Origin of the sequence: Aquimarina hainanensis (assembly GCF_042684685.1) — a bacterium.
GTDB lineage: Bacteria > Bacteroidota > Bacteroidia > Flavobacteriales > Flavobacteriaceae > Aquimarina > Aquimarina hainanensis.
Map to the genome: position 1 here is coordinate 779,076 of NZ_JBHULX010000039.1, position 11,975 is coordinate 791,050.

The following is an 11,975-nucleotide window of genomic DNA, read 5'->3' on the forward strand; positions in this document are numbered from 1 at the left end:
ATTATCGGCTTAAATAAAAGCTTCCTTGAATTGGAAAATTATTTTCAAAATTGGGAGTAAAAATGTAGAAATAGGTTCCAGAAGGCAGATCATCTCCTAATCGCAAAGAGATATTACTTTCTCCTCTGAATTCTTCTGTATCTGCATTTCCTTCATATACCATAGAACCGTATCTGTTGAATATTTTCAGATCAAAATCAGGAAATGCTTCCGGGATATTATAAACATCTTCAATGACCAGGTCAAAAGTGTCATTGATTACATCATTATTAGGTGAGACCCCGTCTTGAAAATCCAGTGTACACAACTCTCCCTGAGCGGAGCGTTCTCCAATATTAAGAATATTAATTCTTACTTCTACGCGTTCTGATTCGCAGTTATTAGCATCGACATTTGCGATATAAAATACCTGTTCGTCCAACAAAATTGGATTGGTAATAATTGGAATCGTCCCTTCTAAGGTTTCATACCAATTATAATTCAATACATCAACAACTATATCTTCTAACCTGGCAGCGTCTAGTATACAAAACTCCTGGTCTCCTACCTGAGGTTCCGGTAAATCTACTATCTGAATAGCAACATTCAATGATGACTCTTCACATGGAGCTGTATTACTAATAATATATCTAAAATTATAAATCCCATTGGTCAGGGTTTCAAACTCAACCACTCCTTCTGAATTCAATGCTCCCGTATCATCAGTATCCTCAAAAGTTCCAGTTCTCACTGTATTTCGATCCAATAAGGAAAATAGATTAACTCTTCCATCTATTTTACAAAATGTTTCTGCCCGATCATTTCCTATGTTTTCTGGCTCTATAATAATAACATCGACAAAGGAAGCATCACTATCCAAACACCCTGCATTTCCAGGAACTTCATATCTGAACCTTCCTGCCCCCAGAATTGGCAATGTATCATCATTCTGATCGAATCTTCCCAAATGATCTGTAGAGGTATACCCATTTGGTCCTGTCCATATCCCTGTAGTATCTGGATTTCCTTCCAAATGATCAAACAAAGTCACTGTGAGGTTATCAGAGCACACCGAAGCTGTACCATCTTCTCCTGCTACAGGCAATGGATGTATAGTAAACTCCAGTGTAGCTGCATCTATACACCCCATATCACTTGTTGCTGTATAGGTAAACCTAAATGCTTCTGGAGAACTTATCTCAGGAAAGACAAAAGTATTATCAATTTCTTCTCCTCCTTCATTAGTCCACACTCCTGTATCAACAATGGTGTTTCCTCCTTCTATTTTTAGTAAACTTCTTAAATCTATTTGATTTTCTGAAATACATATATTTATTCCGTCAGTGTCTTCTCCTGCGTAGTCAAATTCTAAAACTCTTATGGTTACCTGAGTTATCAATACACCACAAGGGAATTCGCAATGTCCTTCTTCTCCTTCTGCGGCAAAAGGATCACAAAAAGCTTCTCCTCCCGGGCAATTTATTTTCGGACTTACTCCAAATTCGAATACATACGTTCCGGATGCTGCTCCCAATGTTTGAACAGTACCTTTATGATCCTCAGATAATGGCAAATCAGAAGGACCTGAAATCATTCGCCATTTTACATACGCATCATCATTATATATAAAGTCAATACCATTTTCATTGGTAAACTCCAATAAATCAAATAAATCTATGCTTCCAGGTTCTTCATTAGCACAAACTTCTGGAATCTCTCCTGCCTGATTAAAAGGTCTTAATTGTTCAAAAAAAGTAAAAAACACAGTCTCATCATCATCTTCGCACACTGCTGAGCGTTTTTTGACACTATATGTAAACCCAAAGTCAACACATCCAAATCTAAGATTGTTTCCTCCATTAATCACATTATCATATATCTCTCTGAGGTTTATAACCGAATCTTGTTCATCTGATATTTGGTTGGTCGGATCAGCTCCCTGTGAAGACCATGTTCCTCCTACATCTTCATCTCTCAGAAACTGATCATCTCTAAGATCGATATCTGCATCATGAAGTCCTGCCAGAATATCACCTTCACAGATTAATCCTGCTTCCATAATTCCAGCACTTACTTGTCGTACTACTGAAACCCGTACCCTTGTTTCTTCACTAGTTGCACACGGAGTCATTCCGGGGACCACATATCGCAATTCAAAGATTTCCCGATTGATTGGTGGTATTGTAATTTCATATGGGATATCCGCAGAGAAAGAATGATCGTTTAATGTAAATGTACCTGTAAAAGCTGCTCCTGAGCTATTACTGATAAACTCCCATGTTCCATTGAGATGTGGTGCAGGAATTGATTCATTAGATGTTAATGCTTCGAATAAGTTTAAAGTATCTGTATCACATATTTCAATGTTTGCATTATTCGCCCCTAATGGTAATGCCACCCCTGAAAAAGGTCCCAGAATCATTGTAAAAATCACAGCAGGAGTATCCCCACAGGCAGGCGTATTAAACTCAAAAACATATTCTTCTAATGTATCCGTCACCGTAGAGTTAGGAAATGCCCATACATTTACCTCTCCGGTTACGGGGTTCAAATTACTGGCATATTTAGGAACAATAGACCAGGTTCCTCCGGTAAGGGATTGCCCTGTTACATTTTGAAATTCATCAAACAGATTAATAATTCCATCGGGAGTGCCGTTAGTATCGTGGTCTACAGTTTCCATATCGCAAACGGAAAAAGTCTCTTCCACCTCGCATTGAGCAGACACAAATTTGGGGTATAGCAACCCCAAAAAAACAATAAGTAGGTAAGTAGTTTTTTTCAAAATCAGTTATTTAGCTTAGTTTGGGAGTCCTACAAAAATATCTTTTTTTTGCAAAAAACTACTTTCTTTTCCTATTTTATTCAAAATAATTTAACTCCTTGATTTTAAAACACCTACAACATCATCTATCGTATACCCCTTTGCCTGCAACAAAATCAAATAATGAAATAACAGATCTGCTCCTTCACTTAAAAATAATTCATCATTATTATCTTTTGCTTCAATAACCACCTCTACAGCTTCTTCTCCTACTTTTTGTGCTATTTTATTCATTCCTTTATGAAACAATGATGCAACATAGGATCCTTCCGGGTTTTCACTATTCTTTCGATGCTTAATAACCTCTTCTAATTCTGAGATAAAACCATATGTCATAGTATTAGTTTCTCCCCAACAGCTGTCTGTTCCTTTATGACAGGTCGGACCAGCTGGTAATACTTTTACTAATAATGTATCCCGATCACAATCAACCAGAATATCGACCAGATTCAAAAAATTACCACTCTCTTCTCCTTTGGTCCATAGCCGCTGCTTGCTTCTGCTATAAAAAGTCACTTTTTTAGTTTTTAGGGTTTTTTGATACGCTTCTTCATTCATATACCCCAACATCAATACATTTTTAGTTGTTGCATCCTGAATGATAGCTGGCACTAAACCATCTTTATTTTTTGTGAATTCTACATCCATTTCGTTTATATCTTTTTTATATCCGTACAGGGATATCATTTTTTTTCAATGTTTCTTTTAGTGTTTTAATTGTTATTTCTTTGAAATGAAATACACTAGCTGCTAGTGCGGCATCTGCTTTGCCATAACGAAAACAATCTGTAAAGTGAGGAATTGCCCCTGCTCCTCCTGAGGCAATAAGTGGAATATTCACCGTAGTAGATAATTGCGCTAAGACTTCATTAGCAAATCCATTTTTTGTCCCATCATGATCCATAGAAGTAAACAGAATCTCACCTGCTCCTCTTTTTTCTACTTCTACAGCCCAGTCTAACAATTTCAGATCTGTTGGAACCTTTCCTCCTACTAAATGTACACACCACTGATTATGTATCTTTTTTGCATCAATTGCCACTGTAATACACTGACTTCCGAATTTATCAGATAATTCATTGATCAAATCCGGACGCTTGACTGCCGAGGAATTTATCGAGACTTTATCCGCTCCATTTTTTAGCAGGATTTCTACATCAGACACACTTGATATTCCTCCTCCTACTGTAAAGGGAATATTAATTCTTTCTGCTATTTTTAATACTAAATCTGCAAGTGTTCTCCTTCTTTCTTCTGTTGCTGATATATCCAAAAACACCAGCTCGTCTGCTCCAGATTCTGCGTACAAAGCTGCCAACGCTACCGGATCTCCCGCATCTATTAAATTTTTGAAATTTACTCCTTTTACTGTTCGTCCATTTTTAATATCCAAACAGGGTATAATACGTTTTGTAAGCATCTTTTTTATACATTAGAAATAATAAAGTCTTCCACTTCTTTCAGGGTTATTTTATTTTCATAAATAGCTTTCCCTACAATTGCTCCTTCGCATCCGATTGCTGACAATTCTCGCAAATCCTGAATTGTTGTTACCCCTCCCGATGCAATTAATTTTACTCCTTCGATTTGATTGATTATTTTTTTATACAGATCTACAGAAGGTCCTTCCAACATTCCATCTTTACTGATATCAGTACATATTACATATGTTATTTTCTTGGCTACATAAGCTCCAATAAAAGGCAATAAGGCCTCAGAACTTTCTTCCTGCCACCCATTAATCGCAACTTTTTCCTTTATAGCATCTGCTCCTAGAATGATTTTTTCTGCTCCAAAACGCTTAATCCACGAGCTGAATAACTCTTTATTTGTAACTGCAATACTTCCACCTGTTATCTGCTCGGCTCCACTCTCAAAAGCAATTCGTATATCTTCATCGCTCTTTATCCCTCCTCCAAAATCAACTTTTAATCTTGTTCTGGTCGCTATAGTTTCTAGGATTTTATAATTCACAATATGTTTTGATTTTGCCCCATCCAAATCCACTAAATGCAGGTATGTCACTCCACTATCTTCAAAAGACTTTGCTACTTCTAAAGGGTCTTCATTATATATTTTCTTGGTTGTATAATCGCCTTTGGATAATCGGACGCATTTTCCATCTATGATGTCAATTGCCGGTATTATTCTCATGATTTCTTTTTTTATAGTTTTAAAAAATTATCTAGTATTAGTGCTCCTGTATCACTACTTTTTTCTGGATGAAATTGAGTTCCGAAAAAGTTATTATACTGTAGCGCTGTTGTATACTCTTGTCCATACACAGTTTTAGCTATTGTCTCCTCTGTTAAAGAAGCATAATACCCATGTACCAAATAAACATAAGCCCGTTCGTCAACCCCAGCAAATAAAGGGGATTGCAAATCATAAATCTGATTCCAACCTATCTGAGGAACTTTTACCGTATTTTGAAACTTCTTTACTTCCGTATTAAAAATCCCTAAACCTTCTGTATTTCCCTCTTCTGTCTTATTACACATCAATTGCATCCCCAGACAAATTCCTAAAACTGGTTGTTCTAGTCCTGGAATTATCTGATCCAGTTCTGTTTCTCTTAATTTCTTCATAGCGGTTCCTGCTTCTCCAACTCCCGGAAAAATAACCTTATCCGCGTTGATTATCTTTTTTTTATCATTGGTTAGTTCTGCTGTATACCCCAGTCTTTGTATTGCAAACATCACTGATTGTATGTTTCCTGCCCCGTAATCTATAATTGTAATTTTCATATAATAATTTCATTAAACAGCAAGCTATAAAACGCCTTTAGTACTCGGTAGGATCATTTTTTCTACATCTCTTTTTACTGCCATTTTTATTGCTTTTGCAAAGGCTTTGAAAATGGCTTCAATCTTATGGTGCTCATTTATTCCTTCTGCTTTGATATTAAGATTAGCCTTAGCACCATCGGTAAAGGATTTAAAGAAATGAAAGAACATTTCAGTAGGCATCTCTCCTATCTTTTCTCTCTTAAATTCCGCTTCCCATACAATCCAGTTTCTCCCTCCAAAATCAATTGCTACTTGCGCTAAACAATCATCCATAGGAAGGCAAAATCCGTAGCGTTCCACTCCTAATTTATTTCCCAAAGCTTCCGAAAAAGCAGTTCCCAAAGCAATTGCTGTATCTTCTATTGTATGATGCTCATCTACTTCCAAATCTCCCTTAACATCAATTACTAAATCCATCTGCCCGTGTCTGGCTAATTGATCGAGCATATGATCAAAAAACGCCAAGCCTGTATTAATACTACTAACTCCTGTACCATCCAGATTGATATCAATTGCAATAGCTGTCTCATGAGTTTTTCTGGTGATAGTCGCTGTCCGGTTTTTAAGCTTTAGGAATTCATATATTTTTTGCCAATCATTACTTTCTAAGGCGATAACAGCATTTAATTCCTCTTTTTTTACGGTTATTTCACCTGTTCCTAAGTGAGTATTATCATTAATAAAGATTCCTTTGGCTCCTAAGTTCTTTGCCAATTCCACATCTGTTAAGCGATCTCCTATCACAAAAGAATTCTCCAGATCATATTCTTCTGAAAAATAAGACGTGAGCAATCCAGTTCCAGGTTTCCTTGTATTGGCATTTTCATGAGGAAATGTTCTATCCAGGAACACCTTATCAAAATATACTCCTTCATTTTCGAAAGAGGTAATGATGAAATTATGTACAGGCCAAAAGGTCTCTTCGGGAAATGCTTCAGTACCCAATCCGTCTTGATTGGTTATCATGACTAATTCATAATCAAGTTCTTTAGCTATTTTTCCTAAGTATGTAAACGCTTTTGGATAAAAAATCATTTTTTCAAATGCATCTATTTGTTCGTCTGCTGTTTCTTTAATAATGGTACCATCTCTATCAATAAACAGTACTTTCTTTTTTAATATATCGGCCATCGTTTTTACAATGTTTTTAATGTGGTTATCAAGGTATTATTTTCTTCTTTGGTTCCTATTGTAAATCGCAAGGTATTCTCACATAAAGCTTGATTGGTACGATTGCGAATTACAATCCCTCTATCTAGTAGTTCTTCATATCGCTGATTAGCATTGTCTACCTGAACTAATAAAAAGTTGGTTTCTGAAGGGTATACATGCTTTACAAACGATAATTCCTCTAAAGCTCGGGCTACTCGCTTTCTTTCTAATAGGAGTTCTTTAATTTCTTCTTCTACCGTATTTTGATCTGAAAGACGTTCTAATGCTTTTTGTTGCGTAAGTTCATTAACATTATAAGGTGGTTTAATTTTTTCTAACAAGGCAATAATTTCTTCCGAAGCATAACATACACCTAATCGTATTCCTGCCAATCCATATGCTTTTGATAAGGTTTGTGTAATAATTAAGTTAGGATATTCCCGCATCTTACGTATCCAACTTGGTTGATCTGCAAAATCAATATAAGCCTCATCAATAACCACCAATACCTCTGTTTCTTCTAATAATTGTGTTACAATCGCTTCTGCAAACGTGTTTGCTGTAGGATTGTTTGGAGAGCATATAAAAATGATTTTAGTTTGTTCATCTAAGGTCTCTATAATCTGATCTACTACTGGTTGAAATTCTGATGAAAGTGGTACTCTTCTATTGTCTACACTATTCAGATCTGCCAACACTCCATACATTCCATAGGTAGGCGGAAGCGTAATAACATTGTCTTTATTAGGTTCGCAAAAAGCTCTAAAAATCAAATCCAGCACTTCATCACTACCATTACCTAACAATATCTGGCTTTCTGTAACCCCTTTTAATTTTGCTAGTTCTTTTTTTACTTTTCGCTGTTTGGGATCAGGATATCTATTCGTTCCGTTCTCAAAAGGGTTTTCATTGGCGTCTAAAAAAATCATCTCTGTTCCATCCCCTACAAATTCATCTCTGGCAGAAGAATACGGTCTTAATTTTAGTATATTTTTCCGCACTAATTTATTTATATCTACACTAACTTTATTCATATCATGCTTCACTTTTAATTGATTGAAGTCGTAAACTAACCGCATTTTTATGTGCTTCTAATCCTTCTGCTGCTGCCATAATTTCTATCGCTTCTCCTATACGCAAAAGTCCTTCTTTTGTTATTTTTTGAAATGTCATAGCTTTCATAAAGCTATCCAGATTAACACCACTATATTGTTTTGCATACCCATTAGTTGGCAAGGTATGGTTGGTTCCCGAAGCATAATCCCCAGCACTTTCAGGAGTATAATTACCTATAAAAACAGAACCTGCATTCACGATGTTTTCTACATAAAAGGAGTCATTCGCTGTACAGATAATAAAGTGTTCTGGTCCATACATATTAATTAATGCAATTGCTTTCTCATCTGAATCGACATAAATAAGTTTAGAATTCCTAATTGCAGCTGCCGCTATTTCTTTTCTAGGTAATACTGTGCACTGTATTTCTATTTCTCGTTCTACTTTTTCTATTATTTCTTTTGATGTGGATACTAAAATCACCTGACTATCTACTCCATGTTCTGCCTGACTAAGTAAATCTGAGGCGACAAATGAGGGTATCGCTGTATCATCTGCCATGACAAGTAACTCACTGGGACCAGCTGGCATATCTATTGCAACTCCAAATTTGGTTGCTAATTGTTTTGCTATAGTTACGTATTGATTTCCCGGACCAAATATTTTATATACTTGCGGAATTGTTTCCGTACCAAATGTCATTCCTGCAATTGCTTGTATCCCTCCTACTTTACATATTTTAGTTACTCCGCATAAGCTGGCAGTATACAAGATTGCCGGGTTTAATTTTCCTTCCTTATCTGGAGGAGTACACAATACAATCTCCTTACAGCCTGCAATAACTGCTGGAATTGCCAGCATTAAAATGGTAGAAAAAAGCGGTGCTGTTCCTCCTGGAATATAAAGCCCTATTTTCTGTATTGGTTTCTTTTGCTGCCAGCAAGTAACTCCTTCTTTTGTCTCAACGACAACAGTATCTGTTTGCTGTGCCTTGTGAAATGCTTCTATATTTTCTTTAGCCAATTGGATTGATTTTTTCAAATCATCAGACACCTCCATTATACCTTCTTCTATTTCTTGTATACTTACCTTGATTTCATCTAATGACACCCCATCGAATTGCGTCGTATATTTTTTGATAATTTCATCTCCTCCATCTATAACTTCGTCAAATATTTTTAAAACTGTTTCTTCTATATCATCTATACAGGCTGTTGGTCTTTCCAATATCGATTTCCAGCTTGTTTTTTCTGGATTATATATTTTTTTCATCTGTTCTTTGTTTATTTACCCACAAGCGAGATTTAAATGCTCTGTCACTTGTGTCTAAATATTTTTTAGTAATTTCCTTTGAATGTTTTGTGGAACTGGCTCCAGGTAATTTATTACCTGATAAAACTCGTCTTTATTAGTTATCACCGAATATTTTACAATACCATTTTCTCAATCGGACATACTAATATTCCTTCTGCTCCTTCTTCTTTTAATTCATCAATGATTTCCCAAAACTTATTCTTTTCTACGACAGTATGTATAGAGCTCCATCCTTCTTGTGCTAATGGCAACACTGTAGGGCTTCGCATGCCCGGAAGGATTGCTACAATTTTATCTATTTTTTCATTCGGAGCATTTAACAAAACATATTTTGAAGTTCTTCCTTTTAAAACTGCCTGTATTCTAAAGCGTAGTTTGTCTAAAATCTTTTTCGATGCTGAGCTTATCAGAGGAGATACTGCCAACACGGCTTCTGAGGTTAGCATGACTTCTACTTCTTTGAGATTGTTTTTAAACAAAGTACTTCCACTAGAAACAATGTCACAGATCGCATCAGCTAAACCTATATTAGGTGCTATTTCCACGGAACCTGAAATCTGGTGTAATTCGGCATTTATTCCTTTATCAGCCAGGTATGAATTAACTGTATTCGGGTAAGATGTGGCAATTTTTTTTCCCGTTAAGTCATTAATATCTGTATAATCTACTTCTTTGGGGATTGCCAGGGATACTCTACACTTAGAGAAATTCAATCGTTCTGCTATCTCAATCCCTTCTCCTTTTTCTACAAGAACATTTTCGCCAATAATCGCAATATCTACTACACCGTCTCTTAAGTATTGTGGAATATCCCCATTGCGCAAAAACATTACTTCCATCGGAAAATTTCTTGTTTCTGCTTTTAATTGATCCTTCCCATTATCAATGGAAATACCACAATCTTTTAAAATCTGAACAGAATCTTGATTAAGTCTTCCGCTTTTTTGAATAGCAATTCTAATTTTAGACATTTTATCTGATTTATCGTCTTTGCTGTTCAACCGGAATTTAGAGTGTATAAAAAAACCCGCTTGAACAACTCAAACGGGTTTTTAAAATATGTTTAATTTTTACACATATCATCTTTACCTCATTCGAGTGAAGAAGTAAAATGATGATGATGTAAAAATAATGCTGTCATGTTTTCTTATTAATTACAGAGCAAACATATAAAAATAAATTTAGATAATTACCATTAATCTAAAAAAAGTGAATTTCAACTATTTTTCCTTGTAAAAATCTAAAATTTAACCATTTATATAGGTTGATTATAAACATTTTTATAACTTTAAAAGGCAAATGCTAATCAACTATTTATGAAAAACTTTATCTCTTTGCTAATTTTTTTACTGTTTGCCTGCTTAGGAATGTGGTGGTACTATTCCTGTGACTGGTGTTCTGTGAAAAAAAATAGTAGTATTACCACCGTACAAAACCAACCTGATCCTGCTGAAGAAGCTCGTAAGAAAAAGGCTTATGAAGACAGTATCGCACTTGCCAATAAACTGGCGAATGGTTTCTTTATAAAAGACCATCTCGGCAAGGATATTTTCAGATATCCGGAACAGTTACAAATTCTCAAAACAAACGACAGTGTATGCATCCCTAGTAGTGCTGATGGATATAATGATCTTTTAGCGAATTATTTAGGTAAAAACCTGGACAAGGAACTCATTGTCTATGGTTTTGAAACAAAAGAAGAACAGGATTCTGGAAAACAACTAGGACTGGATAGAGCTAATTTTGTAAAAAACCTATTTATCACCGGAGGGATTAATGCTGATCGTATTCTCACAAAATCAAAACTACATGATTACACCTATAATGATGAAGGTAAATATAATGGAGGGATCACTTTTGAAATTCATGAAGTAAGCAACAAGGATCGACTTAATGAAATTGAAAAGAGTATAGCCAATAAAACTTTATACAGCAATTTTGGTCAAAAAGATTTTAAACCCGACGCTACGCTCTCCAGTTATGCTATCGAATTAAAAAACTACCTGGTTAAATATCCTGAAAAAAAGGTGAACATTATAGGGCATACTGATGATATCGGAGAAGAAGAAGATAATCTTTGGTTTGGAAAACAACGAGCTAATAATGTAAAAAAATATCTTGTTAGTCGTGGGATTCCTTCAGAAAAACTCACTACACAATCCAAAGGAGAATCTGACCCTATCGTACCTAATGATAGTCCGGAAAATCGTAATAAAAACAGAAGAATTGAAATAATTGTTAACTAAATAACTTAAAGAAATATGTTTAATTTTTTACAAGAAGCAAATTGGTGGTGTCTGCTATTATTATTGTTCCTAGCTTTCTTATTAGGATGGTTATTATCCAGATGGTCCCTTAAAAAGAAATACAAGTCGGCATTAGATCAATGTCTTAAAGAAAAAGAAACTTTAGAAAACACTAAATATAAGACGGTTAATACTACATTCTCTACTACAGCTTCTACTGATATCGAGAGCGATGACAGTATTAAAGCTATCAAAACGAGAGATCGTCAGGGAACTCCTGTAGATATCGTTCCAGCAGAAACTCCTAAATTAAACTTTGAAAGTTTTGGTCGCGCAGATGCTTCGCAAAAGGATGATCTGAAACTAATTAATGGAATTGGTCCTTTTATAGAAGAGAAGTTAAATAGTATTGGTATTTATACTTTTGACCAAATAAGCAGATTTACATCTCAGGATATAGAAACTGTTACAGAATTAATTCAATTTTTCCCAGGTAGAATAGAGCGAGATAACTGGAAAAAACAGGCTTCTAAACTCAAAGATAAAAACTAAGGATACGTGCAGTAAAAAAAGGCGGTCATATGACCGCCTTTTTTTATAGTATATCATTGGGTT

General features: G+C 35.3%; 11 protein-coding genes. 2 read left to right on the forward strand and 9 right to left on the reverse strand.

The window, feature by feature from the left end; all coding sequences use genetic code 11:
• Nucleotide 1 precedes the first annotated feature (1 nt).
• From ACFSTE_RS19350 to hisG, 9 genes are all read right to left on the reverse strand, one after another.
• A complete protein-coding gene (locus ACFSTE_RS19350; protein ID WP_378255187.1) occupies nucleotides 2-2,764 on the reverse strand; it encodes a gliding motility-associated C-terminal domain-containing protein in 2,763 nt (920 codons plus the stop codon).
• A 90-nt stretch (nucleotides 2,765-2,854) separates the two neighbouring features.
• On the reverse strand, nucleotides 2,855-3,451 hold the full coding sequence (gene hisIE / locus ACFSTE_RS19355) for a bifunctional phosphoribosyl-AMP cyclohydrolase/phosphoribosyl-ATP diphosphatase HisIE (RefSeq protein ID WP_176031145.1): 597 nt from the start codon (nucleotides 3,449-3,451) through the stop codon (nucleotides 2,855-2,857).
• Between the two features lie 16 nt (nucleotides 3,452-3,467).
• Entirely contained in the window at nucleotides 3,468-4,223 is a 756-nt protein-coding gene (gene hisF / locus ACFSTE_RS19360; protein ID WP_176030026.1) for an imidazole glycerol phosphate synthase subunit HisF, read from the reverse strand.
• A 5-nt stretch (nucleotides 4,224-4,228) separates the two neighbouring features.
• The gene (gene hisA / locus ACFSTE_RS19365; RefSeq protein ID WP_176030025.1) at nucleotides 4,229-4,957 is read right to left on the reverse strand and encodes a 1-(5-phosphoribosyl)-5-[(5-phosphoribosylamino)methylideneamino]imidazole-4-carboxamide isomerase; all 729 of its coding nucleotides are present in this window, start codon (nucleotides 4,955-4,957) and stop codon (nucleotides 4,229-4,231) included.
• Nucleotides 4,958-4,968: 11 nt separating this feature from the next.
• Nucleotides 4,969-5,550, reverse strand: coding sequence for an imidazole glycerol phosphate synthase subunit HisH (gene hisH / locus ACFSTE_RS19370; protein WP_176030024.1), 582 nt, complete (start codon nucleotides 5,548-5,550; stop codon nucleotides 4,969-4,971).
• Nucleotides 5,551-5,574: 24 nt separating this feature from the next.
• Nucleotides 5,575-6,723, reverse strand: coding sequence for a bifunctional histidinol-phosphatase/imidazoleglycerol-phosphate dehydratase HisB (gene hisB, locus ACFSTE_RS19375; RefSeq protein WP_378255190.1), 1,149 nt, complete (start codon nucleotides 6,721-6,723; stop codon nucleotides 5,575-5,577).
• A 5-nt stretch (nucleotides 6,724-6,728) separates the two neighbouring features.
• Nucleotides 6,729-7,778 (reverse strand): histidinol-phosphate transaminase, encoded by a 1,050-nt coding sequence (hisC, locus tag ACFSTE_RS19380; RefSeq protein ID WP_378258903.1) that lies wholly within the window; start codon nucleotides 7,776-7,778, stop codon nucleotides 6,729-6,731.
• A gap of 1 nt (nucleotide 7,779) precedes the next feature.
• Nucleotides 7,780-9,072 carry a histidinol dehydrogenase gene (gene hisD, locus ACFSTE_RS19385; protein ID WP_378255192.1) on the reverse strand — a complete coding sequence of 431 codons (1,293 nt, stop codon included), beginning with the start codon at nucleotides 9,070-9,072 and terminating at the stop codon, nucleotides 7,780-7,782.
• Between the two features lie 155 nt (nucleotides 9,073-9,227).
• Nucleotides 9,228-10,085 carry an ATP phosphoribosyltransferase gene (hisG, locus tag ACFSTE_RS19390; RefSeq protein WP_176030020.1) on the reverse strand — a complete coding sequence of 286 codons (858 nt, stop codon included), beginning with the start codon at nucleotides 10,083-10,085 and terminating at the stop codon, nucleotides 9,228-9,230.
• Between the two features lie 345 nt (nucleotides 10,086-10,430).
• On the opposite strand from hisG, the gene ACFSTE_RS19395 reads away from it, so the two are divergent.
• Both ACFSTE_RS19395 and ACFSTE_RS19400 read left to right on the forward strand, forming a co-directional pair.
• On the forward strand, nucleotides 10,431-11,360 hold the full coding sequence (locus ACFSTE_RS19395) for an OmpA family protein (protein WP_378255194.1): 930 nt from the start codon (nucleotides 10,431-10,433) through the stop codon (nucleotides 11,358-11,360).
• 15 nt (nucleotides 11,361-11,375) lie between these two features.
• Nucleotides 11,376-11,912, forward strand: coding sequence for a hypothetical protein (locus ACFSTE_RS19400; RefSeq protein WP_176030018.1), 537 nt, complete (start codon nucleotides 11,376-11,378; stop codon nucleotides 11,910-11,912).
• The last annotated feature ends 63 nt before the right edge of the window (nucleotides 11,913-11,975 follow it).

Coding starts and splice junctions, on each gene's coding strand:
- hisIE (WP_176031145.1), bottom strand. CDS start 3,451: ATGGATGTAGAATTCACAAAAAATAAAGATGGTTTAGTGCCAGCTATC.
- hisF (WP_176030026.1), bottom strand. CDS start 4,223: ATGCTTACAAAACGTATTATACCCTGTTTGGATATTAAAAATGGACGA.
- hisA (WP_176030025.1), bottom strand. CDS start 4,957: ATGAGAATAATACCGGCAATTGACATCATAGATGGAAAATGCGTCCGA.
- hisH (WP_176030024.1), bottom strand. CDS start 5,550: ATGAAAATTACAATTATAGATTACGGGGCAGGAAACATACAATCAGTG.
- hisB (WP_378255190.1), bottom strand. CDS start 6,723: ATGGCCGATATATTAAAAAAGAAAGTACTGTTTATTGATAGAGATGGT.
- hisC (WP_378258903.1), bottom strand. CDS start 7,778: ATGAATAAAGTTAGTGTAGATATAAATAAATTAGTGCGGAAAAATATA.
- hisD (WP_378255192.1), bottom strand. CDS start 9,072: ATGAAAAAAATATATAATCCAGAAAAAACAAGCTGGAAATCGATATTG.
- hisG (WP_176030020.1), bottom strand. CDS start 10,085: ATGTCTAAAATTAGAATTGCTATTCAAAAAAGCGGAAGACTTAATCAA.
- ACFSTE_RS19395 (WP_378255194.1), top strand. CDS start 10,431: ATGAAAAACTTTATCTCTTTGCTAATTTTTTTACTGTTTGCCTGCTTA.
- ACFSTE_RS19400 (WP_176030018.1), top strand. CDS start 11,376: ATGTTTAATTTTTTACAAGAAGCAAATTGGTGGTGTCTGCTATTATTA.